This is a genomic window from Streptomyces profundus (assembly GCF_020740535.1).
GTDB classification, from domain to species: Bacteria; Actinomycetota; Actinomycetes; order Streptomycetales; family Streptomycetaceae; genus Streptomyces; species Streptomyces profundus.
Genome location: NZ_CP082362.1, coordinates 1,009,043 through 1,032,291 on the forward strand (window position 1 = coordinate 1,009,043; position 23,249 = coordinate 1,032,291).

Below are 23,249 nucleotides of genomic sequence, written 5' to 3' on the forward strand. Positions count from 1 at the left end.
GCTAACCGGTGGGGGCGGCCGGCCGCGAACCGGTCTCGGGGAGCAGTCGGCCGAGCCACTCCCTGGTCTCCTCGGGGCGGTGCGGACGGCCGGTGAGCAGCAGTTGGATGGTCAGACCGTCCAACAGCGACACCACCGCCCGCGCGGTGCCCTCGTCCGCCACCAGGGGCCTGAGCAGCCGCACCATCTCGTCCAGGCAGCGCGCGGCGGTCGGCCGCACCACCGGGCGGTTGAGGCCGGCGAAGTAGACCGCGTAGACGGATTCGGTCGACTCGCGGTGCGGCCCGAGCGAGACGTCGACGAACCGCACCAGATGCTCGGTGAGCGAGGGCGCCTCGTCGGCCACGGCCATCCACTCCTCGAAGGAGCGCAGCCAGCCGTCGTTGAGCCGTTCCAGGGCGGCCAGCAGCAGCGCGTCACCGCTTGCGAAGTGGTAGGTGGTGGAGCCGAGCGGCACATCGGCCTCGGCGGCGACGGCGCGGTGGGTGACCCCGTCGATGCCCCGGCTCCGCACCACCCGGACGGCGGCGGCCAGGATCCGCTCGCGGCGGTCCGGATCGTGTCGGCGCGGCACCATCAGTGCGCTCCGCCGAGGTTGAGCACCACGACACCGGCGATCACCAGCCCCACCCCGAGGAACCTGGCGGTCGTCGCCGGCTCGTTGAGGAAGAGCATCCCGATGGCGGCGATCAGGGCGGTGCCGACGCCGGCCCAGAGGGTGTAGGCCGTCCCCATGTCCATCGTCTTGAGGGTCTGCGCGAGCAGGGTGAAGGCGAGGGCGTAGCCGGCCAACGAGCCGACCGTGGGCCAGAGCCTGTTGAAACCATCGCTGTGCTTCATCAGGGTGGTCGCGGCGATCTCCAGCAGGATGGCGCCGGACAGTGTCAGATAGGCCATGTGGACGAGAGTACACATCGTTGTGGACACGCGTCCACAACAGCGGTGCTCCGCCGGGCGGGTGAGCCGCGCCACGGCTCACGGGAGGCTTCGGGCCTACCCGCCCGGTGGGACGCCAGGGTGTTCCGGACAGCTTGTCGGACAAGCCGGCTGAACCAGAGGGAGTGACGAGACCATGGCCCAGTGCGAGGTCTGCGGAAACGACTACCGAATGGCCTTCGAGGTGCGCGCCGCGGGGGAGGTCCATGTCTTCGACAGCCTGGAGTGCGCCGCCCAGCGGATGGCCCCGGTCTGCGAGAACTGCCAGTGCCGCATCCTCGGGCACGGCCTGGAGACCGAGAACGGCCAGTTCTTCTGCTGCGCGCACTGCGCCAGGACCCAGGGCCACGCCCAGCTGGTCGACCACGCCTGACCGGCGCCGGCCAGGCGCCACGCATGCGAACGCCCCCGGCCCCACCCGCGAGCGGCGGGTCGGGACAGGGGGCGGGAACGCCGTCGGGGCGTGTCGCCGTCAGACGTTGAAGCCCAGCGCCCGCAGCTGGTCGCGGCCGTCGTCGGTGATCTTGTCAGGACCCCACGGCGGCATCCAGACCCAGTTGATCTTCAACTCGTTGACCAGGCCCTCGGTCGCCGACTTCGCCTGGTCCTCGATGACGTCGGTCAACGGGCAGGCCGCCGAGGTCAGCGTCATGTCGATGGTGGCGACGTTGCCCTCGTCCACGTGCACGCCGTAGATCAGGCCCAGGTTGACCACGTCGATCCCCAGCTCGGGGTCGACGACGTCCATCATCGCCTCGCGGACCTCCTCCTCGCTCGCCGGGTTGGCGACGGTCTCGGTCTCGGTCATGCCACAGCACCTCTCTCGTTCGCCTCGGCGGTCACGGCCGCTCGTCCCCGGCCGTGACCGTGTCCTCGCCCAGCGCCTGAGCCGTGGCGTCCTTCCAGGCCATCCAGCTCAGCAGCGCGCACTTGACCCGCGCGGGGTACTTGGAGACACCGGCGAAGGCCACCGCGTCCTCCAGCACCTCCTCCATCGCGTCGTCCGGCGTGATCTGGCCACGGGACTGCATCAGCTCCAGGAACGTCCGCTGGATGTCCAGGGCCGCGGGCAGCTCCTTGCCCACCAGCAGCTCGTTCAGCACGGAGGCGCTGGCCTGGCTGATGGAGCAGCCCTGCCCCTCGTACGACACGTCGGCGATGGTCTCGCCGTCGTAGCGCACCCGGAGCGTGATCTCGTCCCCGCACGTCGGGTTGACGTGGTGGACCTCGGCGTCCCCCTCGCGCAGGCCCCGGCCGTGCGGGTTCTTGTAGTGGTCCAGGATCACGTCCTGGTACATCGATTGCAGTTGCACGTCCTGGTTCCGATTCTCTTCTCCGCCGCCGTTCCGGTTCACTTCTTCCGCTGGCCAGGGAACAGCTCAGCCGAAGAAGCCGCGCACATACTCAAGACCGTCGACCAGGGCGTCGACCTCGGCCGGGGTGGAGTACAGATAGAACGACGCTCGCGTGGTCGCCGGAATTCCGTAGCGCAGGCAGACCGGGCGGGCGCAGTGGTGCCCCACCCGGACCGCGATGCCCTGCTCGTCCAGCACCTGGCCCACGTCGTGCGGGTGTATGTCGCCGAGCGTGAACGAGAGGGTGGCCCCCCGGTCCTCCGGGCTGGTCGGCCCCACGATCCGCAGCCCCGGCACCTCGGTGAGCCGCTCCAGCGCGTAACGGGTCAGGGCGTGCTCGTGCTCGGCGATCCGCTCCATGCCGATCGAGGTGAGGTAGTCCACCGCCGCGCCGAGGCCCACCGCCTGGGCGATCGGCGGCGTGCCCGCCTCGAACTTGTGCGGGGCCGGCGCGTAGGTGGACGCGCTCATGGTGACCGTCTCGATCATCTCGCCGCCGCCGAGGAACGGCGGGAGATCCTCCAGCAGCTCCTGCCGGCCCCAGAGCACCCCGATGCCGGTGGGGCCGCACATCTTGTGGCCGGTGAAGGCGACGAAGTCCGCCTGGAGCGACTGCACGTCCATCGGCATGTGCGGTGCGGCCTGGGAGGCGTCGATCAGCACCAGGGCGCCGACCTCCTGGGCGCGGCGGACGATGGCCTCCACCGGGTTGAGCGTGCCCAGCACGTTGGAGACCAGGACGAACGAGACGATCTTCGTGCGCTCCGTGATGACCTCGTCGATCCGGGAGAGGTCGAGCCGGCCCTCGTCGGTGAGGCCGAACCACTTGAGCTTCGCGCCCGTCCGCTGCGCCAGCAGCTGCCACGGCACGATGTTGGAGTGGTGCTCCATCTCCGTGATGACGATCTCGGTGCCCGAGTCCACCCGGTAGGGCTCGTCGGCCAGGCCCAGCATGTTGGCGACCAGGTTGAGCGACTCCGAGGCGTTCTTGGTGAAGATCACCTCGTCCCGGCTGGGCGCGTTGATGAACCGCGCGACCTTGTCCCTGGCGCCCTCGTAGAGCGCGGTGGCCTCCTCGGCCAGGACGTGTACCCCGCGGTGGACGTTGGCGTGGTGCCGCTCGTAGTAGTCCGACATGGCGTCCAGCACCTGGCGCGGCTTCTGCGAGCTGGCCGCGTTGTCCAGGTAGACCAGGCGCTTCCCGTCGTGGACCGCGCGGTCCAGGATCGGGAAGTCCTTGCGGATGGCTTCGGTGTCCAGCGGGCCGCCGGACACCGGGCGCCCGTCTGTCATGAGCCCGCCCCCTTGGTGTACTGCTCGTACCCCTCGGCCTCAAGCTTGTCGGCCAGCTCGGCGCCGCCCGACTCCACGATCCGACCGCCGGCGAAGACATGGACGTGGTCGGGCTTGATGTAGCGCAGGATCCGGGTGTAGTGGGTGATCAGCAGGGTGCCGACCTCGCCCGTCTCCCGGACGCGGTTGACGCCCTCGGAGACGATCCGCAGCGCGTCGATGTCCAGGCCCGAGTCCGTCTCGTCCAGGACGGCGATCTTGGGCCGGAGCAGCTCCAGCTGGAGGATCTCGTGCCGCTTCTTCTCACCGCCGGAGAAGCCCTCGTTCACGTTGCGCTCGGCGAAGGCCGGGTCCATCTCCAGCCGCTCCATGGCCTCCTTGACCTCCTTGACCCAGGTACGCAGGCGCGGCGCCTCGCCCCGGATCGCGGTGGCCGAGGTACGCAGGAAGTTGGAGACGGAGACGCCGGGGACCTCGACCGGGTACTGCATGGCGAGGAAGACGCCGGCCCTGGCCCGCTCGTCGACGGACATCTCCAGCACGTCCTCGCCGTCCAGCGTGACGGTGCCGCCGGTGACGGTGTACTTGGGGTGGCCGGCCAGCGAGTAGGCGAGCGTGGACTTGCCGGAGCCGTTGGGGCCCATGATGGCGTGCGTCTCACCCTGCTGGACGGTCAGGTCGACGCCCCGCAGAATCTCGGTGGAGCCGGTCTCCGTCTCGACGGAGACGTGCAGGTCTTGGATCTCAAGCTTTGCCATGGGGATGCCTCAGGACTCCTGGGTGAGAGAGACGAGCACGGCCGCCGCCGGGCCCTCTCCTTCGATCTTGACGTGGTAAACGGGGATGGGGCGCGTGGCCGGCAGCCCCGAGGGCTTTCCGGTGCGCAGATCGAAGCTGGAGCCATGCAGCCAGCACTCGATCTGGCAGTCCTCGACCTCGCCCTCGGAGAGCGAGACGTTCGCGTGCGAGCAGATGTCGTTGACCGCGAACACCTCCCCCTCGGTGCGGACGACGGCGACCGGGGTGCCGTCGACCTCGACCCGGTGCGGGGTGTCCTCCACCAGGTCGGCGAGTGCGCAGACCCGCTGGAAGGTGTCGGCGCTCATCCGATGGACTCCGCCAACTCGGCCTCCAGCTTCGCGATCAGCCGCTCCTCGACGTCGGGGACGCCGATCTGCTGGACCAGCTCGGCGAAGAAGCCGCGCACCACCAGCCGGCGCGCCTCGTCGGCCGGGATGCCCCTGGCCATCAGGTAGAACAGCTGCTCGTCCTCGAAGCGGCCGGTCGCCGAGGCGTGTCCCGCGCCGACGATCTCGCCGGTCTCGATCTCCAGGTTGGGCACCGAGTGCACCCGGGCGCCGTCCGTGAGGACCAGGTTGCGGTTCAGCTCGTAGGTGTCGGTGCCGGTGGCGGTCACCCTGATCACCACGTCGCCGATCCACACCGCGCGGGCGGTCTCGCCCTGCAACGCGCCCTTGTAGGCCACGTTGCTGCGGCAGTTGGGGGCGTTGTGGTCCACCAGCAGCCGGTGCTCCTGGTGCTGCCCCTCGTCGGTGAAGTACAGCCCGTACAGCTCGGCCTCGCCGCCGGGACCCGCGTAGCTCACCCGGGGGTGCAGCCGGACCACGTCGCCGCCGAAGGTGACCACGATCGACTTGAACGACGCGTCCCTCCCGACCAGCGCGTTGTGCTGGGAGCAGTGCACCGCGGTGTCCTCCCAGTCCTGGACGGAGACCACCGTGAGCTTGGCGCCGTCGCCGACCTGGAACTCGACGTTGGCGGCTCGGACGGCGTCGCCCGTGTGGTCCAGCACCAGCACCACCTCGGCGAAGGCGCCGATCTCGAACACCGTGTGCCCGTAGGTGACGCCGCCCTCGCCGTGCAGGCTGACCCGCACCGGCTCGGCGAGCACCGTCTCCTTGGGCACCGAGACCACGGTGGCCTTCTCGACGGAGCTGAACGCCTGCGCGGCGACCCGGTCCACCGGGGTGCCGGCGCGGCCGACGCGCGGATCGTCCCGACCGACCGTCTCGACGGTGACCTCGTCGGGGGCCTCGATCGAGACCTTTATCGAGCCGTCCGCCGTGGCGGTGCCGTCGTGCAGACCCCGCAGCCGTTCCAGAGGAGTGAAGCGCCACTCCTCCTCACGGCCGTGGGGCACGGGGAAGTCCGCCACGTCGAAGGACGGCGGGGCGCTCGTCCGGGTGACCACGGAGGACTCGACGGCCGCCGCGACCGCCGCGCCTGCGCTGTCGGCACCGGGCATACTCTGGGCCTCAGCCATGGGTGTCGTCGTGCTCGCTCTCTTTTTCGGGGCCCGGCCGCCCACGAGCGGGGCCGGGCCACAGGGGGTGGCTTGGACGTGGGACGGTCAGCCGACCGAGCCCTCCATCTGCAGCTCGATCAGCCGGTTCAGCTCCAGGGCGTACTCCATGGGCAGCTCCTTGGCGATCGGCTCGACGAAGCCGCGCACGATCATCGCCATCGCCTCGTCCTCGGAGAGGCCGCGGCTCATCAGGTAGAAGAGCTGGTCGTCGCTGACCTTGGAGACCGTCGCCTCGTGGCCCATCGTCACGTCGTCCTCGCGGACGTCGGTGTACGGGTAGGTGTCGGAGCGGGAGATCGTGTCCACCAGCAGCGCGTCGCACAGCACGTTGGACTTCGAGCCCTCGGCGCCCTCGGCGATCTCGATCAGACCGCGGTACGACGTGCGCCCGCCGCCCCTGGCCACCGACTTGGAGACGATGTTCGACGAGGTCCGCGGCGCCATGTGCACCATCTTGGCGCCGGCGTCCTGGTGCTGGCCCTCGCCGGCGAAGGCGACGGAGAGCGTCTCGCCCTTGGCGTGCTCACCCATCAGGTAGATCGCCGGGTACTTCATGGTGACCTTGGAGCCGATGTTGCCGTCGACCCACTCCATGGTGGCGCCCTCGTAGGCCACGGCCCGCTTGGTCACCAGGTTGTAGACGTTGTTCGACCAGTTCTGGATGGTCGTGTAGCGGCACCGGCCGCCCTTCTTGACGATGATCTCCACGACCGCGGAGTGCAGCGAGTCCGAGTCGTAGATCGGGGCGGTACAGCCCTCGACGTAGTGCACGTAGGCGTTCTCGTCGACGATGATCAGCGTCCGCTCGAACTGGCCCATGTTCTCGGTGTTGATCCGGAAGTACGCCTGGAGCGGGATGTCCACCTGCACGCCCGGGGGGACGTAGATGAAGGAGCCACCGGACCAGACGGCCGTGTTCAACGCGGCGAACTTGTTGTCGCCGGCGGGGATGACCGTGCCGAAGTGCTCCTGGAACAGCTCGGGGTGCTCGCGCAGCGCGGTGTCGGTGTCGAGGAAGATCACGCCCTGCTTCTCCAGGTCCTCGCGGATCTGGTGGTACACGACCTCCGACTCGTACTGCGCGGCGACACCGGCGACCAGACGCTGCTTCTCCGCCTCGGGGATGCCCAGCTTGTCGTAGGTGTTCTTGATGTCCTCCGGCAGGTCCTCCCAGCTCTGGGCCTGCTTCTCGGTGGACCGCACGAAGTACTTGATGTTGTCGAAGTCGATGCCGCTGAGGTCCGAGCCCCAGGACGGCATGGGCTTCTTGCCGAAGAGCTTCAGCCCCTTCATGCGGAGCTTGAGCATCCACTCCGCCTCGGACTTCTTGCCCGAGATGTCGCGGACGACCTCCTCGGACAGGCCGCGCTTGGCAGCGGCACCGGCCGCGTCGGAGTCGGCCCAGCCGTACTCGTAGGTACCCAGCCCCTCCAGCTCGGGGTGGGCGGTCTCCGTGGGGAGAGTCATGCGGGGTTCCTCCCGGCGATGCGTGCTTGTGCGGTGGTCCTGACGGTGTGACGGGGTCGTACGGGTCTGGCGGGTCCTACGGTGAGGCGTTCTCGGGCGCGGCGGCGTCGGACGCCGTGGGCTCTGGCGCGGCGGCGGGCCGCTCGCGATCCGCCCGCGAGGGGCCGACCGAGGCGTGTGGGACGAAGGTGGTGCAGACGCCGTCACCATGCGCGATGGTGGCCAGCCGCTGTACGTGTGTGCCCAGCAGCGCGGAGAAGACCTCCGTCTCCGCGTCGCAGAGCTGGGGGAACGACACAGCGGCGTGCGCCACCGGGCAGTGATGCTGACAGAGTTGCTCCCCCGACGGCGCCGCCACACCGCGCGCGGCGGCGGCATAGCCGTCCCGGGACAACGCCTCCGCCAGCGCCTGCGCGCGCTGCTCCGGCGGCACCCGCTCCACCAGCGAACGATACCGCTCGGCCTGGGCGGCGGCCCGGGCGCGGGCGAAGCCGAGAACGGCCGCCGCGCCATCCTCGCCGCCGCCGGCGGCGCGCTCGATCCAGCGCAGCGCCTCGACGGCCAGCTCGTCATAGGCCTGGTCGAACGCGTCCCGCCCCAGATCGGTGATCGCGAAGGCCCTGGCCGGCCGGCCCCTGCCACGCGAACCGTAGACGCGCTTCTCCCTGGACTCGACCAGCGACTCGGCCACCAGGGCGTCCAGATGGCGCCGGACGGCGGCCTGGGTGAGCCCCAGACGCTCGGCCAGCTGCGCCGCGGTCGAAGGGCCGTGATCGAGGATGGAACGGGCCACCCTGCGTCGCGTCCCGGACTGCTCGTCGGATACCGGAGACGGCGCGGAGCCACCGGTGGCCCGCCTGGCCATCGGGGTCTCGTGTCCGTCGCTCCCGGTTTTCACAACGCCATTGTTGCGTAATTCGCGCGGGCCGGGCAAGCCACGTCCTGACCAGCCGGGATGCCGTGCGTCACGTAAGGCGAACCTAACCTGGCCCGCCCCGCGCCTGACGATCCGGGCCGCGCGACGCCCCCCTCTTGACGTGATCGCGGGACGGGGGAAAGGGTTGCAGAAAGCGCTTTCGAGCCACCTGGCCTCCTATCCCCGTCACCCTGCCGTCGGTTTCGCCGTCATCGCACCGCGGGCACCACGGCAGGCGCCGCACCGCCCCCGCACCACCGTTTCTGGGAGAACCCTCGGATGACACGCCGCTACGCTCTGGTCGGACTCGGCAGCCGCGCCCACGTCTATGTGGACGCGCTGCTCGGGGACTGGCGAGACACCGGAGAGATCGTCGCACTGTGTGACAGCAACCAGACCCGTATGGCGCACCACAACCGTCGCATCCAGGCGGCGGGGCTGCCCCCCGTCCCCACCTACGCCCCCGACGCGTTCGCCACCGTCCTGGACGCCGCGGACGTCGTCGTGGTGACCAGCGTGGACGCCACCCACGCCCGGTATGTCGTCGCCGCGCTGGACGCGGGCCGCGACGTCGTCGTGGAGAAGCCCATGACCACCGACGCCGCCGGCTGCGCCGCCATCGCGGAGGCCGCGGAGCGCTCCTCCGGCCGGCTGGTCGTCACCTTCAACTACCGCTACTCACCCCGTAACTCCACCGTCCGCCAGGTGCTCGCCGACGGGCGGATAGGCGAGGTGACCGCGGTGCACTTCGAGTGGTCCCTGGACACCCTGCACGGCGCCGACTACTTCCGCCGCTGGCACCGGGAGCGGAAGAGCTCCGGCGGGCTGCTGGTGCACAAGTCCACCCACCACTTCGACCTGGTCAACTGGTGGCTGGACGCCAGCCCGGAGCTCGTCTTCGCCCAGCAGGGCCTCCGCTTCTACGGCGACGCCAACCCCCCGGCCGCCGAGTTCGGCCCACGCCCGCCGCGCGGCCACGGCGCCCCCGGGCTCGGCCAGGACCCGTTCCTGCTCGACCTCGCCGCCGACCCCACCCTCAAGGCGCTCTACCTGGACGCCGAACACGAGGACGGCTACCTCCGTGACCGGGACGTCTTCTCCCCCGGCGTGGAGATCGCCGACACCATGTCGCTGCTGGTCCGCTACGACAACCGGGCCCAGCTGACCTACGCGCTGCACGCGTACGCCCCCTGGGAGGGGTACCGGGTGGTCTTCAACGGCACCGCGGGCCGGCTGGAGCTGGACGTGGTCGAGCGGGCCTGGACGCCGAGGGAGGCCGCCGTCGACCCGAGCGCGGCGGCGCACGCCTTCGACGACGGCTACCGGGAGCGGCTCACCCTGCACCGGCACTGGGAACGCCCCGAGGAGATCCGCATCGAACAGGGCAGCGGCGGACACGGGGGCGGCGACCGGCTGCTGCTCGACGACGTCTTCCGAGGCGCGTCGGACGATCCGCTGGGCCGACAGGCGGGTTATCCGGCCGGTATCCGCAGCGTGTTGACGGGGGTAGCCGCCAACGAGTCGGCCCGCACCGGCGCCCCGGTGCGGCTGGTCGACGGCGGATGCCGGATCGCCGACTGAGCGGACGGCGGGCCGGGTGGGCCCGTGCGCGGCCACCCGGGCCACCGGCGCCCGCGCGGGCCCACCTAGACTCGGCGCCATGCGCAGCACGGGGGAGCCACCGGCCGTGGAGGCCGTCGGCCTGGTCAAGCGGTACGGGGACCGCGTCGCGGTCCAGGGCCTGGACCTCACCGTCCCCGCCCACACGGTGACGGCGGTCCTGGGCCCCAACGGCGCCGGCAAGACCACCACCATCGAGACCTGTGAGGGCTACCGACGCCCGGACGCGGGGCGGCTGCGGGTGCTCGGTCTCGACCCGGCCGCCGACAGCGCTGCGCTGCGCTCCCGCATCGGTGTGATGTTGCAGGACGGGGGCGTGTATCCGGGAGCGCGCGCCGACGAGATGCTCCGACACATGGCCCGGCTGTACGCCCACCCCCTCGATGTGACCGCGCTGAGCGAGCGCCTCGGCCTCGGCTCCTGCGGCAGGACGCCCTACCGCCGGCTCTCCGGCGGGCAGCGACAGCGCCTGGCGCTGGCCATGGCCGTGGTGGGCCGCCCCGAGCTGGTCTTCCTCGACGAGCCGACGGCTGGGCTCGACCCGCAGGCCAGGAAGGCGACCTGGGACCTGATCAGGGAACTGCGCGCCGACGGGGTCACCGTGGTGCTGAGCACCCATCTGATGGACGAGGCCGAGGAGTTGGCGGACGAGGTCGCCATCCTGGACACCGGGCGGGTGATCGCCCACGGCAGCCCGGCCGAGCTGTGCCGGGGCGGCGCCGCCGACGTGCTGCGCTTCGCCGGCCGCCCCGGGCTCGACCTCGCCTCGCTGCGCTCCGCGCTGCCGGACGACAGCGAGGTGTCCGAACCCACCCCCGGCAGCTACCGGATCACCGGGGACGTCGGCCCCCGCCTGCTGGCCACGGTCACCGCCTGGTGCGCGCAGCACGGGGTGCTGGCCGACCGGATCACCACCAGGCGCCACACCCTTGAGGACGTCTTCCTGGAACTGACGGGCAGGGAACTTCGCTGATGACCGCCGCCACCGGCCGCCACACCCCCCGCCCCGGCACCGCCCCGCCGTCCCGGATGATCCTGGCCCAGGCGTCGCTGGAGACCAGGATGCTGCTGCGACACGGGGAGCAGCTGCTGCTCACCATCGTCATCCCCGTGTTGCTGCTGACGCTGTTCAGCTCCGTCGAGCTGATCGACACCGGCCCTGGGGAGCGGATCGACTTCCTGGCCCCCGGCGTGCTGGCGCTGGCCGTGGTGTCCACGGCGTTCACCGGGCAGGCCATCGCCACCGGCTACGAGCGGCGCTACGGGGTCCTCAAGCGGCTTGGCGTCTCCCCGCTGCCCCGGTGGGCGCTGCTCGCGGGGAAGACGGGGGCGGTGCTGCTGACCCTGGCCCTCCAGACGGTCCTGCTGACGGCGGTGGCGCTGGCGCTCGGCTGGTCCCCCACGGGCAACCCCCTCGCGGTGGCGCTGCTGCTGCTGTTGGGCACCGCCGCGCTCTCCGGGCTGGGGCTGCTGATGGCGGGCACGCTGCGGGCCGAGGCCACCCTGGCGGCGGCCAACCTGGTCTTCCTCCTGCTGTTGTTCTTCGGCGGGGTGATCGTCCCGCTGACGGAGTATCCGGACGGGGTGCGGACGGTGTTGGAGCTGCTGCCGGTCTCGGCGCTCTCCGACGGGCTGCGCGAGGTGCTGCGCGAGGGCGGCTGGCCCGACTGGCAGCAGCTCGGGGTGCTGGCCGGCTGGGCCGTGGTGGGCCTGGGCGGGGCCGCGCGCTTCTTCCGCTGGGAGTAGCGGGCCCGTCCGGCGGGGGCTCGTGAATCCGCGCACAAGCATGGGCCTACCATGTGTGGGTGCTCAAGGAAGTCGTGCGAAACCCCCTTGCCTTTGTCGCCGCCCGCTGGACGCCGCGCCCGGGGACGGTGCGCCGCGCCGCGCTGGCCGCCCTGGTGATGAGCGTGGTCATCGTGGTCACCGGCGGCGCGGTGCGGCTGACCGGCTCAGGGCTCGGATGTGACACCTGGCCCAAGTGCAGCGACGAGAGCCTCGTCGCCACCACGGAGATGGGCTTCCACGGCGCCATAGAGTTCGGCAACCGGCTGATGACGTATGTGGTGTGCGCCGCCGTCGGCTGGTTCATCGTCGCCGCCAGGTCGGCCAAGCCGGAGCGGCGCTCCCTGACCCGGCTGGGCTGGGCGCAGTTCTGGGTGGTGGCCGCCAACGGGATCGTCGGCGGCGTCACCGTGCTGACCGAGCTGAACCCCTTCATCGTCGCCGGGCACTTCCTCGCCGCCACCGCGCTGGTCACCGTGACCACCCTCAGCTGGGTGCGCGCCAGGGAGGGCGACGCGCCGCCGCGCCCGCTGGTGGGGGTGCCGCTGCGACGCGCGGCGGTGGGACTGACGCTGCTCTCCGCCGCCCTGGTGGTGGTGGGCACCGGCGTGACCGGCTCGGGGAAGCACGCGGGCGACGACGGCGATATCGAGCGGATGCCGTTCGACTGGGAGACCATCGCCCAGCTGCACTCCGCCCTGGCCTGGGCGGTGGTGCTGGGCACGCTGGCCATCTGGGCGGCGCTGCGCGTGGTGGACGCTCCCCCCGCCGTCCGGGCGCGGGCCAGGGAGCTGTTCCTGGTGCTCCTGGCCCAGGGCGTGATCGGCTACGTCCAGTACTTCCTCGACGAGCCCGAGTTCCTGGTGGGGATGCACCTGCTGGGCGCCACGCTGGTGTGGATCGCCACCCTGCGCCTGCTGCTCGCCACCCGCGAGCGTGAACACCTCGCCCCAGCCGCGCCCGCCCCCGAGCCCAGCCCACCCCTGGCGACGACCGTCAGCTCCTGAGCACGTCCCCGCCGCGCCGGCGCTCAGCCCTCCGGGCTCGCCGGCGCGGCGTCGGATATTCGGAGCCGGTTGCCGTCGGGGTCGGTCAGCTCCACCTCCCGCCCCCAGGGCTCGTCCCGTGGCACCACGGCGAACTCCTCGGCCACCGCGTCGAGATCGGCGAGCCGCAGGAAGACCAGGCCGCCCGGCGGGGCGTCCCCCTCGTGCTCGGAGAGGAACAGCCGCAGCCGGCCCCTGGCCACCTCGGCGAAGACCGGGAAGCCCGGCCCGAAGCGGTGCTCCCAACTCAGGAGAAACCCCAGACGGGCGTACCAGGCGAGCGCCGCGAGGACCTGACCGACCCGCAGGACCGGAACGGCGTCCTCGGCCGCGGCGGCTCTCCCAGCGGCTTTCGCGGCGGTTCGCCCCACAGCCCTCGCGGCGGGCTTCTCAACAGGTTCCTCGACCATGCCGCTCATCGTGCCGCATGCCACTGACAGTCGGGCCGGGGCGGCGAGGCGGCGGCCGGGCCGCGGGAACGGACCGGTGCCGGCTCAGCTCGGGTTGGGCGGTCCGCCGAGCTGCGAGCCCGCCATCCTGCTCCACTCGTTGGGGCCGATCCGGACCCGGGCGGCCATCTCGCCGTCGAAGCTCTCGCGCAGCGTGACGCCGGCACGCTCGGCGGCCTCGACGAGGATCTCCCGGCGCGGTGCCACCTGGTCGCCGAAGGCGCCGTCCCGGCCCACCAGCACCAGCCGGTGGCCGCGCTCCCCCAGATAGCTGATCTGCCCCTCGGTGTCCGCCCCGTGCTCGGCGGTGAAGGCGCGCAGACGCTTGGTCACCCGCGCCACCCGGCGTTCGGCCGCCCTGCTGGGCGGCGCGTCCTCGGGGACGGAACCGGACTCTTCGTTCCCTGCCGTGTCCTGCGCGGTGTCAGCCATGGCCCGTATGCTACCCGCCGGTAAGCCCCGGTGGGCGCTGGTTCCTCAGCGCAGGAAGGGGTCGATGGCCACCGCGAGGAAGACCAGCGAGACATAGGAGATGGACCAGTGGAAGAGCCGCATCTCCTTGAGCGCGGCGCCGGTCACGCCGGCGCGGGCGCGCGCGTTCAGCGCGTGCGCCTCCCGGAGCCACCAGGCGCCGGCCAGCGTGGCGACCACCGGGTAGAACCAGCCGGTGTAGCCCAGCGGCCACAGCAGCAGGGAGACCGCCACCATGACCCAGCTGTAGCGCACGATCTGCCGGGCGACCACCTTGTTGCTGGCGATCACGGGCAGCATGGGCACGCCGACCCGGGCGTAGTCCTCCTTGACCTTCATGGACAGCGGCCAGTAGTGCGGCGGGGTCCAGAAGAAGATCACCATGAAGAGGATCACCGCCGCCCAGGACAGCTCACCCGTCACCGAGGACCAGCCGATCAGCACCGGCAGGCAGCCGGCGATGCCGCCCCAGACGATGTTCTGGCTGGTGCGCCGTTTGAGCAGCATCGTGTAGACCACGACGTAGAAGAGCAGCGCCGCCAGGGCCAGCCAGGCCGACACCCAGTTGACGGTGAGGCCGAACCAGAGGGTGGACACGACGGCGAGCGTCACGCCGAACGTCAGGCACTCGCCCGGCGAGACCACCCCGGTGACCAGCGGCCGGTTCCGGGTGCGCGCCATCAGCGCGTCGATGTCCCGGTCGATGTACATGTTGAGCGCGTTGGCGCCGCCGGCCGAGAGATAGCCGCCGACGCAGGTGGCCAGCACCAGCCAGAGGTCGGGCACCCCCTGGGCCGCCAGGAACATCACCGGAACGGTGGTGGTCAGCAGCAGCTCGATGATGCGGGGCTTCGTCAGCGCGATGAACGCCTTGACCCGATCTCCCGTTGACCAATGGCCGGAGTCCGGAGCGGACCCTGCCACAGGGTGGGAATCAACGGCCGTCACGGGCACCTCTGGATGTGCGACATCAGCGATCGGAGGGCAACCCCCGAGCCCGTGGAACGGGTCTGCCGGGAGCTGGCTGGGCGGGTCCCTGCCGGCCCGAGGGCCGGCGGGTGAGACCCCCACACACCCCGTCACTGTAGTCGCCCGACTTCGTCCGCCCGCCGCCGGGGGTGCCGTGTTGGCATCGACCCGCGTCCCGCCGGCCGACCGCCCGAGGAGGCTGGGGGAGGACTGGGGACGCCTGTCCGAACGGCACGGGAGTCGCCGACAGTGCCAGAGGTAGGCTCGACACGGCCAGGTGAGTCCGACTCCGTCGCAGGGCGGGTATGTCATGTCACCAGCCACAGAACTCCGGAGAGGAGCCCTGACGCAGGGTGAGCGAGAAGCCGACGACCTCAGATCTCGAATGGACCGAACTGGACCAGCGGGCCGTTGACACAGCCCGCGTCCTGGCCATGGACTCCGTGCAGAAGGTGGGCAACGGCCACCCGGGCACGGCGATGAGCCTGGCCCCGGCCGCCTACCTTCTCTTCCAGAAGCTGATGCGGCACGACCCATCGGCCCCCGACTGGGCGGCGCGGGACCGGTTCGTGCTCTCCGTCGGCCATTCCAGCCTGACCCTCTACATCCAGCTCTACCTGGCCGGCTACGGCCTGGAGTTGGACGATCTGAAGTCCTTCCGCACCTGGGGCTCCCGCACCCCCGGCCACCCCGAGCAGGGGCACACGGTCGGCGTCGAGACCACCACGGGCCCGCTGGGCCAGGGCGTGGCCAACGCGGTCGGCATGGCGATGGCCGCGCGGTACGAGCGTGGGCTCTTCGACCCGGAGGCCGCGCCGGGCGCCTCCCCGTTCGACCACACCATCTGGGTCATCGCCGGCGACGGCTGTCTCCAGGAGGGCGTGGCGGCCGAGGCGTCCTCGCTGGCCGGCCACCAGAAGCTGGGCAACCTGGTCCTGCTCTACGACGACAACCACATCTCCATCGAGGGCGACACCGAGACCGCGTTCTCCGAGGACGTGCTGGCGCGCTACGCCTCCTACGGCTGGCATGTGCAGCGGGTCGCGCCGCGGGAGAACGGCGACCTCGACCCCCAGGCGCTGCACGAGGCGTTCCTGGCCGCGCGCGCCGAGACGGGCCGCCCGTCCATCATCGCCGCCCGTTCGATCATCGCCTGGCCGGCGCCCAACGCGCAGAACACCGAGGCGGCGCACGGCTCGGCGCTGGGCGCCGACGAGGTCGCGGCCACCAAGACGGTGCTGGGCTTCGACCCGGAGGCGCACTTCGCGGTCGCCCCCGAGGTGCTGCGGCACGGCAGGGGGGCCGTCGAGCGCGGTCAGACGGCGCGCGCCGACTGGGAGAAGGAGCTGGTCGGCTGGCGGGAGGCCAACCCGGAGCGGGCCGCCCTGTTCGACCGGGTGCGGGCCGGTGAGCTGCCGGAGGGCTGGGAGAGCGCACTGCCCAGCTTCGACGCGGGCACCGACGTGGCCACCCGCAAGGCGTCCGGCCAGGTGCTGAAGCGGCTGGGCGGGGTGCTTCCCGAGCTGTGGGGCGGCTCCGCCGACCTGGCCGGGTCCAACAACACCACCATCGACGCCACCTCGTCGTTCCTCCCCGAGGGCAACCCGCTGTCGGTCGCCGACCCCTACGGCCGCACGGTGCACTTCGGCATCCGCGAGCACGCCATGGGCTCCGCGATGAACGGCGTCGCGCTGCACGGCAACACCCGGATCTACGGCGGCACCTTCCTGGTCTTCTCCGACTACATGCGCCCCGCCGTGCGGCTGGCCGCGCTGATGGGGCTGCCCGTCACCTATGTCTGGACGCACGACTCGATCGGTCTGGGCGAGGACGGCCCGACCCACCAGCCGGTCGAGCACCTGGCGAGCCTGCGGGCCATCCCCGGGCTCAACGTGGTGCGTCCCGCCGACGCCAACGAGACGGTCATCGCCTGGCGCGAGATCCTCAGGCGCCATCGGACCGCCCCGGCTCCGCACGGCCTCGCGCTGACCCGGCAGAACGTGCCGACCTACGCGGCCGACGAGAACACGGCCAGGGGCGGCTATGTGCACACCGAGGCCGAGGGGGGCCCCGCGCGGGTCATCCTGATCGGCACGGGCTCCGAGGTGCATCTGGCGGTGGCGGCGCGGGAGGCGCTCCAGGCCGAGGGGGTGCCCACTCGGGTGGTGTCGATGCCCTGCGCCGAGTGGTTCGAGGAGCAGGACCAGGCGTACCGGGATCATGTGCTGTTGCCCGAGGTGCGGGCCAGGGTCGCGGTCGAGGCCGGCATCGGCCTGACCTGGCACCGCTACGTCGGCCAGGCCGGCCGCGTGGTCTCGCTGGAGCACTTCGGTGCCTCGGCCGACTACCAGACGCTGTACCGGGAGTTCGGCATCACCCCCGAGGCCGTCGCCCAGGCCGCGCGGGAATCCCTGACGGCCGCCGAGCGCTGACACCGATACACGAGACAGCAGGAGACGCGAATTCCATGACTGACGCACTCAAGCGCCTCTCCGAGGAGGGTGTCGCGATCTGGCTGGACGATCTGTCACGCAGGCGGATCTCGTCCGGCGACCTCGCCGAGCTGCTGGACGCCCAGCACGTGGTGGGTGTGACGACCAACCCGACCATCTTCCAGAAGGCGATCTCACACGGCGACGGCTACGAGGAGCAGTTGGCCGACCTCGCGGCCCGCAAGGTGACGGTCGAGGAGGCGGTGCGCATGATCACCACCGCCGATGTCCGGGACGCCGCCGATGTGCTGCGCCCGGTGCACGAGTCGACCGACGGGCTCGACGGCCGGGTCTCCATCGAGGTGGACCCGAGGCTGGCCCACGACACCCGGGCGACCATCGCCGAGGCCAAGCAGCTGGCCTGGCTGGTGGACCGCCCCAACACGTTCATCAAGATCCCGGCCACCAGGGCCGGGCTGCCCGCGATCACGGAGACCATCGGGCGCGGCATCAGCGTCAATGTGACGTTGATCTTCTCGCTGGACCGCTACCGCGAGGTGATGGACGCCTACCAGACGGGTCTTGAGCAGGCGAAGGCCCGCGGCCTCGACCTGGGCTCGATCTACTCGGTGGCGTCGTTCTTCGTCTCCCGGGTCGACACCGAGATCGACAAGCGGCTGTCGGCGATCGGCACCCCGGACGCCGAGGCGCTGAGCGGCAAGGCCGCCCTGGCCAACGCCCGGCTGGCGTACCAGGCGTACGAGGAGGTCGTCGCCGCCGACCGCTGGCAGGCGCTGGAGCGCGCCGGCGCCAACGCGCAGCGCCCGCTGTGGGCCTCCACCGGGGTGAAGGACCCGAACCTCCCCGACACCCTCTACGTCACGGAGCTGGTGGCGCCCGGCACGGTCAACACCATGCCGGAGCCGACGCTCAAGGCGGCCGAGGACCACGGGGAGATCGCCGGGGAAACCGTCCGCGGCACCTACGAGCAGGCGCGCGCCGATCTGGACGCGCTGGCCAAGGTCGGCGTGGACTACGACGACGTGGTGCGGGTGCTTGAGGACGAGGGTGTGGAGAAGTTCGAGACCGCCTGGGTCGCGCTGCTCGAATCCACCCAGGCGGAGCTGGAACGCCTGGCCCGCGGGGAGGGTTGAGACCCAAGGTGAGCGGTATCGGGAACCACACAAACCCGCTACGCGACGCGCAGGACCGCCGACTGCCCCGCATCGCGGGGCCTTCGGGCCTGGTCATCTTCGGGGTCACCGGCGACCTCTCCCGCAAGAAGCTGATGCCGGCCGTGTACGACCTGTCCAACCGCGGTCTGCTGCCGCCGGGGTTCTCCCTGGTCGGCTTCGCCCGGAGGGACTGGGCGGACGAGGACTTCACCCGGGTGGTGCACGACTCGGTCAAGCAGTACGCGCGCACCCCGTTCCGTGAGGAGGTCTGGCGGCAGCTGGCCGAGGGCATGCGCTTCGTCCAGGGCACCTTCGACGACGACGAGGCGTTCGTCCGGCTGCGCGGCACCATCGACCAGCTGGACAAGGAGCGCGGCACGGGGGGCAACTTCGCGTTCTACCTCTCGGTGCCGCCGAAGTTCTTCCCCACGGTGGTGCGGCAGCTGAAGAAGCACGGCCTCTCCGAGGGGTCGGGCGACAGCTGGCGGCGGGCCGTGATCGAGAAGCCGTTCGGGCACGACCTGGCCTCGGCGCAGGAGCTGAACCGGGTGGTGCACGACGTCTTCCCGGCGCACGAGGTGTTCCGGATCGACCACTACCTCGGGAAGGAGACGGTTCAGAACATCCTGGCGCTGCGGTTCGCCAACACCATGTTCGAGCCGCTCTGGAACCGCTCCTATGTGGACCATGTCCAGATCACCATGGCCGAGGACATCGGCATCGGGGGTCGGGCCGGCTACTACGACGGCATCGGCTCCGCCCGGGACGTGATCCAGAACCACCTGCTCCAGCTCCTGGCGCTGACGGCGATGGAGGAGCCCGCGTCGTTCGACGCGGACACCCTGGTGACCGAGAAGCTCAAGGTGTTGAACGCCGTGAAACTGCCGGCCGATCTGGGCCGGCACACGGTGCGCGGGCAGTACGCGGCCGGCTGGCAGGGCGGCGAGAAGGTCGCCGGCTATCTGGAGGAGGAGGGCATCGACCCCGCCTCCGCCACGGACACCTACGCGGCCATAAAGCTGGAGGTGGACAACCGCCGCTGGGCCGGCGTCCCGTTCTACCTGCGCACCGGCAAGCGGCTCGGCCGCCGGGTCACGGAGATCGCCGTGGTCTTCCAACGCGCCCCCTACTCCCCCTTCAACACCACCGACACCCAGGAGTTGGGGCGCAACGCCCTGGTGATCCGGGTGCAGCCGGACGAGGGGATCACGGTGCGCTTCGGCTCCAAGGTGCCGGGCACCCAGATGGAGATCAGGGACGTCACCATGGACTTCGCCTATGGCGAGTCCTTCACCGAGTCCAGCCCGGAAGCATATGAACGGCTGCTGCTCGACCTGCTGCTGGGCGACGCGAACCTCTTCCCCCGGCACCAGGAGGTCGAGCGGTCCTGGGAGATCCTCGATCCGATCGAGGAGTTCTGGGCCCGCCACGGCAAGCCCGAGCCCTACACCGCCGGCACCTGGGGTCCCAAGGCGGCGGACGACATGCTGGCGCGCGACGGACGGAGCTGGCGGCGGCCATGAACATCGATCTCACGGACACCACGTCGAGCCAGATCAACTCCGCCCTGATCAGGGCTCGTCGGACGACGGGCTCGCCGGCCGTCGGCATGGTGCTGACCATGGTCATCGTCACCGACGAGGGCAACCACTACGACGCGCTCAAGGCGGCCAACGAGGCGTCCAAGGAGCACCCCTCCCGAACCCTGGTGGTCATCGGCCGGCCAGGACGCTCGCGGCGCGAGCGGGCCTCGGCCCGCCTCGACGCCGAGGTGCGGGTCGGTGGCGACACCGGCATCGGCGAGACGGTGCTGCTGCGCCTGCACGGCGAGTTGGCCGCGCACGCGCACAGCGCGGTGCTGCCGCTGCTGCTCCCGGACGCGCCGGTGGTGGTGTGGTGGCCCGAGGACGCGCCCGCGCACCCCTCGGACGACCCGCTGGGCGCGCTGGCGCAGCGGCGCATCACGGACGCGGCGACCAGCGAGGACCCGGCGGCCGAGCTGGCGCGCCGGGCGGCGGTCTACTCCCCCGGCGACACGGACCTGGCCTGGACCAGGATCACCCCGTGGCGCAGCGTGCTGGCCGCCGCGCTGGACCAGAAGCACGCCCCGATCTCCGCCGCCGAGGTGGAGGGCGAGGATCACAGCCCGAGCACCGAGCTGCTGGCCGACTGGCTCGGCGTGCGTCTTGGCGTGCCGGTCTCCCGGGTGGTCTCGCCTGGCCCCGGCATCACCGCGGTACGGCTGACCGTCGAGGACGGGACGATCCGGCTGGAGCGTCCGGACAGCTCGCTGGCCACCCTCGCGGTGCCGGGACAGCCGGACCGGCATGTGGCGCTCAACCGACGCCCCACCTCGGAGCTGATCGCCGAGGAGCTGCGCCGGCTCGACCCGGACGAGGCGTACGCCCAGGCCGTCCGGTTCCACGGGGCCGCCGGCCGCGTCGCCGGCGGCAACGGGCACGGCGGCCCGGCGGCGAGGCCCGCCGCCGCGGTCAGGCCGAAGGCCGCCGTCGGCAAGCCCCAGGAGCGGGTCGGCAAGGCCGCGGGGTCGGACTCGTGACGGTGCCGAGGCTGCTGGTCCACCGGGACCAGCAGCTGATGGCCCAGGCCGCGGCGGCCCGCCTGATCACCACGATCCAGGACGCCCAGGCCGCCCGTGGTTCGGCGTCCGTGGTGCTGACCGGCGGGCGGAACGGCAACGGCCTGCTGGCCGCGCTGGCCGCCGCCCCGGCCAGGGAGGCCGTCGACTTCTCCCGCCTCGACCTCTGGTGGGGCGACGAGCGGTTCCTGCCGGCGGGCCACCAGGACCGCAACCACACCCAGGCCGCCCAGGCGCTGCTGGACGCGGTCCCGCTCGAACCGGGCCGGGTCCATGTGATGCCCGCGTCGGACGGGCCCTTCGGCGACGATCCGGAGGCGGCGGCGAAGGGCTATGCCGCCGAACTGGACGCCGCCACCGACCCGTTCGACGTCCTGCTGCTGGGCGTCGGCCCGGACGGCCATGTGGCCTCGCTCTTCCCCGGGCTGCCGGCCGTCGGCGAGCGGGACAGGACGGTCGTCGCCGTGCGCGAGGCCCCCAAGCCGCCGCCCACCCGGCTGAGCCTCACCCTGCCCGCGATCAACGCCGCCCGCCGGGTCTGGCTGCTGGCGGCCGGCGCGGACAAGGCCGAGGCCGCAGCGCGGGTCATGCGCGGCGCCGACCAGGCCCTGACGCCGGCGGCCGGCGTCAGGGGCACGGGGGAGACGCTGCTGCTGGTCGACCAGGCGGCGGCCACCGAGCTGCCCGAGGCGGCCACGGCCGGCTGACCGCCTCCCGACCGCCGGTTTCCTCGCTCACCTGCCGCGCAGCGCGCGGTAGCGGGCGACGAGGCCGGCGGTCGAGGCGTCGAGCCCCGGCACCTCGGCGCCCTCCGTCAGGGCCGGCTCGACCTTCTTGGCGAGCACCTTGCCCAGCTCCACGCCCCACTGGTCGAAGGAGTCGATGTCCCACACCGCGCCCTGGACGAACACCTTGTGCTCGTAGAGCGCGATCAGCTGCCCCAGCACGGCGGGGGACAGCTCATCGGCCAGGATCGTGGTGGTCGGGCGGTTCCCAGGGAAGGTGCGGTGGGGCACCAGCTCCTCGGCCACCCCCTCGGCGCGCACCTCGTCCGGGGTCTTGCCGAACGCCAGGGCCTGGCCCTGGGCGAAGAGGTTGGCCATCAGCGGGTCGTGCTGCGCCGCGAGCGCCGGCGGCAGTTCGGCCACCGGGCGGGCGAAGCCGATCAGATCGGCCGGGATCAGCTTGGTGCCCTGGTGGAGCAGCTGGTAGTAGGCGTGCTGCCCGTTGGTGCCCGGCGTGCCCCACACCACGGGCCCGGTCTCCCAGGTGACGGGCCGGCCCCGCCGGTCCACCCGCTTGCCGTTGGACTCCATGTCCAACTGCTGGAGGTAGGCGGTGAACTGCCCGAGGTAGTGGCTGTAGGGCAGCACCGCGTGCGCCTGGGCGTCGAAGAAGGCGCCGTACCAGACGCCCAGGAGGCCGAGCAGCAGCGGCGCGTTCTCCTCCGGCGGCGCGGTGCGGAAGTGCTCGTCCATCAGCCGGAAGCCGCCCAGCATCTCCCGGAAACGCTCCGGGCCGATGGCGATCACCAGGGAGAGCCCGATCGCCGAGTCGAAGGAGTAACGTCCGCCGACCCAGTCCCAGAACTCGAACATGTTGGCCGTGTCGATGCCGAAGGCGGCGACCTTCTCGGCGTTGGTCGAGACGGCGACGAAGTGCCGGGCGACGGCCGCGGGGTCGCCACCGAGGCCGTCGAGCAGCCACTGCCGGGCCGAGGTGGCGTTGGTGATGGTCTCGATGGTGGTGAACGTCTTGGAGGCGACGATGAAGAGCGTGGTCGCCGGGTCCAGATCGCGCAGCGCCTCGTGCAGGTCGGCGCCGTCCACGTTGGAGACGAAGCGGAAGTCGATCTCCCGCAGGCTGTAGGGGCGGAGCGCCTCGTAGGCCATCGCCGGACCCAGGTCGGAACCGCCGATACCGATGTTGACGACGGTGCCGATCCGCTCCCCGGTGTGACCGCGCCACTCCCCCGAGCGCACCAGCTCGGCGAACTCCGAGAGCCGGTCCAGCACGGCGTGCACGGCCGGCACGACATTCTCGCGGTTCTCTCCATCCTCAACCTCGACCACGGCGTCGGCCGGCGCGCGCAGCGCCGTGTGCAGGACCGCGCGGTCCTCGGTGACGTTGATCCGCTCGCCTCGGAACATCGCGTCCCGCAGCCGGGCCACCTCGGTGGTCCGCGCCAGCGCCTGGAGCAGGCGGAGTGTCTCGTCGGTCACCAGCTGCTTGGAGTAGTCCAGATAGAGGCCGCCCACCGTCAGGCCATACCGCTCGGCCCGCCCCGGGTCCTCGTCAAACAGCTTCCGCAGGCCCACCTCGCCCAGCTCGGCGCGGTGCTTCACCAGCGCGCTCCACTCGGGCAGTTGGTCAAGACGGCCCCGGCCACCTGTAGTCATGTTCGCCTCGG

General features: G+C 71.5%; 24 protein-coding genes. 10 read left to right on the forward strand and 14 right to left on the reverse strand.

Annotated features, from left to right (window positions below; all coding sequences use genetic code 11):
- Position 1 precedes the first annotated feature (1 nt).
- Positions 2-577, reverse strand: coding sequence for a TetR/AcrR family transcriptional regulator (locus K4G22_RS04480; protein WP_322785075.1), 576 nt, complete (start codon positions 575-577; stop codon positions 2-4).
- Entirely contained in the window at positions 577-897 is a 321-nt protein-coding gene (locus K4G22_RS04485; RefSeq protein ID WP_228078358.1) for a DMT family transporter, read from the reverse strand. Before K4G22_RS04485 ends, K4G22_RS04480 begins: the two co-directional genes overlap by 1 nt.
- A gap of 175 nt (positions 898-1,072) precedes the next feature.
- Between K4G22_RS04485 and K4G22_RS04490 the strand changes: the two genes are divergently transcribed.
- Positions 1,073-1,309 carry a hypothetical protein gene (locus tag K4G22_RS04490; RefSeq protein WP_228078359.1) on the forward strand — a complete coding sequence of 79 codons (237 nt, stop codon included), beginning with the start codon at positions 1,073-1,075 and terminating at the stop codon, positions 1,307-1,309.
- A 99-nt stretch (positions 1,310-1,408) separates the two neighbouring features.
- On the opposite strand, the gene K4G22_RS04495 is transcribed toward K4G22_RS04490, so the two are convergent.
- The 8 genes from K4G22_RS04495 to K4G22_RS04530 form a co-directional block, all read right to left on the reverse strand.
- Positions 1,409-1,744 carry a metal-sulfur cluster assembly factor gene (locus K4G22_RS04495; protein WP_228078360.1) on the reverse strand — a complete coding sequence of 112 codons (336 nt, stop codon included), beginning with the start codon at positions 1,742-1,744 and terminating at the stop codon, positions 1,409-1,411.
- 31 nt (positions 1,745-1,775) lie between these two features.
- Positions 1,776-2,249 (reverse strand): Fe-S cluster assembly sulfur transfer protein SufU, encoded by a 474-nt coding sequence (gene sufU / locus K4G22_RS04500; RefSeq protein ID WP_228078361.1) that lies wholly within the window; start codon positions 2,247-2,249, stop codon positions 1,776-1,778.
- A gap of 66 nt (positions 2,250-2,315) precedes the next feature.
- Positions 2,316-3,584 (reverse strand): cysteine desulfurase, encoded by a 1,269-nt coding sequence (locus tag K4G22_RS04505; protein WP_228078362.1) that lies wholly within the window; start codon positions 3,582-3,584, stop codon positions 2,316-2,318.
- On the reverse strand, positions 3,581-4,342 hold the full coding sequence (gene sufC / locus K4G22_RS04510; RefSeq protein ID WP_228078363.1) for a Fe-S cluster assembly ATPase SufC: 762 nt from the start codon (positions 4,340-4,342) through the stop codon (positions 3,581-3,583). Before sufC ends, K4G22_RS04505 begins: the two co-directional genes overlap by 4 nt.
- A gap of 9 nt (positions 4,343-4,351) precedes the next feature.
- Positions 4,352-4,690 carry a non-heme iron oxygenase ferredoxin subunit gene (locus K4G22_RS04515; protein ID WP_228078364.1) on the reverse strand — a complete coding sequence of 113 codons (339 nt, stop codon included), beginning with the start codon at positions 4,688-4,690 and terminating at the stop codon, positions 4,352-4,354.
- Positions 4,687-5,868 (reverse strand): Fe-S cluster assembly protein SufD, encoded by a 1,182-nt coding sequence (gene sufD, locus K4G22_RS04520; RefSeq protein WP_228078365.1) that lies wholly within the window; start codon positions 5,866-5,868, stop codon positions 4,687-4,689. Before sufD ends, K4G22_RS04515 begins: the two co-directional genes overlap by 4 nt.
- Positions 5,869-5,955: 87 nt before the next feature.
- A complete protein-coding gene (sufB, locus tag K4G22_RS04525) occupies positions 5,956-7,377 on the reverse strand; it encodes a Fe-S cluster assembly protein SufB (protein WP_228078366.1) in 1,422 nt (473 codons plus the stop codon).
- 76 nt (positions 7,378-7,453) lie between these two features.
- A complete protein-coding gene (locus tag K4G22_RS04530) occupies positions 7,454-8,242 on the reverse strand; it encodes a helix-turn-helix transcriptional regulator (protein ID WP_228083946.1) in 789 nt (262 codons plus the stop codon).
- Positions 8,243-8,572: 330 nt separating this feature from the next.
- On the opposite strand from K4G22_RS04530, the gene K4G22_RS04535 reads away from it, so the two are divergent.
- From K4G22_RS04535 to K4G22_RS04550, 4 genes are all read left to right on the forward strand, one after another.
- A complete protein-coding gene (locus K4G22_RS04535; protein WP_228078367.1) occupies positions 8,573-9,874 on the forward strand; it encodes a Gfo/Idh/MocA family protein in 1,302 nt (433 codons plus the stop codon).
- A 79-nt stretch (positions 9,875-9,953) separates the two neighbouring features.
- Positions 9,954-10,886, forward strand: coding sequence for an ABC transporter ATP-binding protein (locus K4G22_RS04540; RefSeq protein WP_228078368.1), 933 nt, complete (start codon positions 9,954-9,956; stop codon positions 10,884-10,886).
- Entirely contained in the window at positions 10,886-11,659 is a 774-nt protein-coding gene (locus K4G22_RS04545) for an ABC transporter permease (protein ID WP_228078369.1), read from the forward strand. The genes K4G22_RS04540 and K4G22_RS04545 overlap by 1 nt, the downstream gene beginning before the upstream one ends.
- Positions 11,660-11,718: 59 nt before the next feature.
- On the forward strand, positions 11,719-12,705 hold the full coding sequence (locus tag K4G22_RS04550; RefSeq protein WP_425336602.1) for a COX15/CtaA family protein: 987 nt from the start codon (positions 11,719-11,721) through the stop codon (positions 12,703-12,705).
- Positions 12,706-12,728: 23 nt separating this feature from the next.
- On the opposite strand, the gene K4G22_RS04555 is transcribed toward K4G22_RS04550, so the two are convergent.
- The 3 genes from K4G22_RS04555 to K4G22_RS04565 form a co-directional block, all read right to left on the reverse strand.
- A complete protein-coding gene (locus K4G22_RS04555; RefSeq protein WP_228078371.1) occupies positions 12,729-13,154 on the reverse strand; it encodes a glyoxalase superfamily protein in 426 nt (141 codons plus the stop codon).
- A gap of 84 nt (positions 13,155-13,238) precedes the next feature.
- Positions 13,239-13,625: a hypothetical protein gene (locus K4G22_RS04560; protein WP_228078372.1), complete on the reverse strand. Its 387-nt coding sequence runs from the start codon at positions 13,623-13,625 to the stop codon at positions 13,239-13,241.
- Between the two features lie 45 nt (positions 13,626-13,670).
- Entirely contained in the window at positions 13,671-14,618 is a 948-nt protein-coding gene (locus tag K4G22_RS04565) for a heme o synthase (protein ID WP_425336603.1), read from the reverse strand.
- 368 nt (positions 14,619-14,986) lie between these two features.
- Between K4G22_RS04565 and tkt the strand changes: the two genes are divergently transcribed.
- Genes tkt through pgl form a run of 5 tightly spaced genes read left to right on the forward strand, consistent with a single transcriptional unit; the run spans position 14,987 to position 21,546 of the window.
- Complete coding sequence (gene tkt / locus K4G22_RS04570; RefSeq protein WP_228078374.1) at positions 14,987-17,065, forward strand: transketolase; 2,079 nt, start codon at positions 14,987-14,989, stop codon at positions 17,063-17,065.
- Between the two features lie 35 nt (positions 17,066-17,100).
- Positions 17,101-18,219, forward strand: coding sequence for a transaldolase (gene tal, locus K4G22_RS04575; protein ID WP_228078375.1), 1,119 nt, complete (start codon positions 17,101-17,103; stop codon positions 18,217-18,219).
- A gap of 17 nt (positions 18,220-18,236) precedes the next feature.
- On the forward strand, positions 18,237-19,763 hold the full coding sequence (zwf, locus tag K4G22_RS04580; RefSeq protein WP_228083947.1) for a glucose-6-phosphate dehydrogenase: 1,527 nt from the start codon (positions 18,237-18,239) through the stop codon (positions 19,761-19,763).
- A complete protein-coding gene (gene opcA, locus K4G22_RS04585) occupies positions 19,760-20,800 on the forward strand; it encodes a glucose-6-phosphate dehydrogenase assembly protein OpcA (protein WP_228078376.1) in 1,041 nt (346 codons plus the stop codon). The genes zwf and opcA overlap by 4 nt, the downstream gene beginning before the upstream one ends.
- Complete coding sequence (gene pgl / locus K4G22_RS04590) at positions 20,797-21,546, forward strand: 6-phosphogluconolactonase (RefSeq protein ID WP_228078377.1); 750 nt, start codon at positions 20,797-20,799, stop codon at positions 21,544-21,546. Before opcA ends, pgl begins: the two co-directional genes overlap by 4 nt.
- A 27-nt stretch (positions 21,547-21,573) precedes the next feature.
- On the opposite strand, the gene pgi is transcribed toward pgl, so the two are convergent.
- Positions 21,574-23,238, reverse strand: a complete 1,665-nt coding sequence (gene pgi / locus K4G22_RS04595) for a glucose-6-phosphate isomerase (protein WP_228078378.1) — start codon at positions 23,236-23,238, stop codon at positions 21,574-21,576.
- Positions 23,239-23,249 lie beyond the last annotated feature (11 nt).

Bases quoted from the DNA above. Each gene is read 5' to 3' on its own strand.
- opcA (WP_228078376.1), top strand. From the start codon at position 19,760: ATGAACATCGATCTCACGGACACCACGTCGAGCCAGATCAACTCCGCC.
- K4G22_RS04495 (WP_228078360.1), bottom strand. From the start codon at position 1,744: ATGACCGAGACCGAGACCGTCGCCAACCCGGCGAGCGAGGAGGAGGTC.
- sufC (WP_228078363.1), bottom strand. From the start codon at position 4,342: ATGGCAAAGCTTGAGATCCAAGACCTGCACGTCTCCGTCGAGACGGAG.
- tal (WP_228078375.1), top strand. From the start codon at position 17,101: ATGACTGACGCACTCAAGCGCCTCTCCGAGGAGGGTGTCGCGATCTGG.
- K4G22_RS04480 (WP_322785075.1), bottom strand. From the start codon at position 577: ATGGTGCCGCGCCGACACGATCCGGACCGCCGCGAGCGGATCCTGGCC.
- K4G22_RS04530 (WP_228083946.1), bottom strand. From the start codon at position 8,242: ATGGCCAGGCGGGCCACCGGTGGCTCCGCGCCGTCTCCGGTATCCGAC.
- K4G22_RS04545 (WP_228078369.1), top strand. From the start codon at position 10,886: ATGACCGCCGCCACCGGCCGCCACACCCCCCGCCCCGGCACCGCCCCG.
- K4G22_RS04555 (WP_228078371.1), bottom strand. From the start codon at position 13,154: ATGGTCGAGGAACCTGTTGAGAAGCCCGCCGCGAGGGCTGTGGGGCGA.
- K4G22_RS04515 (WP_228078364.1), bottom strand. From the start codon at position 4,690: ATGAGCGCCGACACCTTCCAGCGGGTCTGCGCACTCGCCGACCTGGTG.
- sufD (WP_228078365.1), bottom strand. From the start codon at position 5,868: ATGGCTGAGGCCCAGAGTATGCCCGGTGCCGACAGCGCAGGCGCGGCG.
- K4G22_RS04490 (WP_228078359.1), top strand. From the start codon at position 1,073: ATGGCCCAGTGCGAGGTCTGCGGAAACGACTACCGAATGGCCTTCGAG.
- K4G22_RS04485 (WP_228078358.1), bottom strand. From the start codon at position 897: ATGGCCTATCTGACACTGTCCGGCGCCATCCTGCTGGAGATCGCCGCG.
- K4G22_RS04505 (WP_228078362.1), bottom strand. From the start codon at position 3,584: ATGACAGACGGGCGCCCGGTGTCCGGCGGCCCGCTGGACACCGAAGCC.
- K4G22_RS04540 (WP_228078368.1), top strand. From the start codon at position 9,954: ATGCGCAGCACGGGGGAGCCACCGGCCGTGGAGGCCGTCGGCCTGGTC.
- sufB (WP_228078366.1), bottom strand. From the start codon at position 7,377: ATGACTCTCCCCACGGAGACCGCCCACCCCGAGCTGGAGGGGCTGGGT.
- K4G22_RS04560 (WP_228078372.1), bottom strand. From the start codon at position 13,625: ATGGCTGACACCGCGCAGGACACGGCAGGGAACGAAGAGTCCGGTTCC.
- pgi (WP_228078378.1), bottom strand. From the start codon at position 23,238: ATGACTACAGGTGGCCGGGGCCGTCTTGACCAACTGCCCGAGTGGAGC.
- K4G22_RS04535 (WP_228078367.1), top strand. From the start codon at position 8,573: ATGACACGCCGCTACGCTCTGGTCGGACTCGGCAGCCGCGCCCACGTC.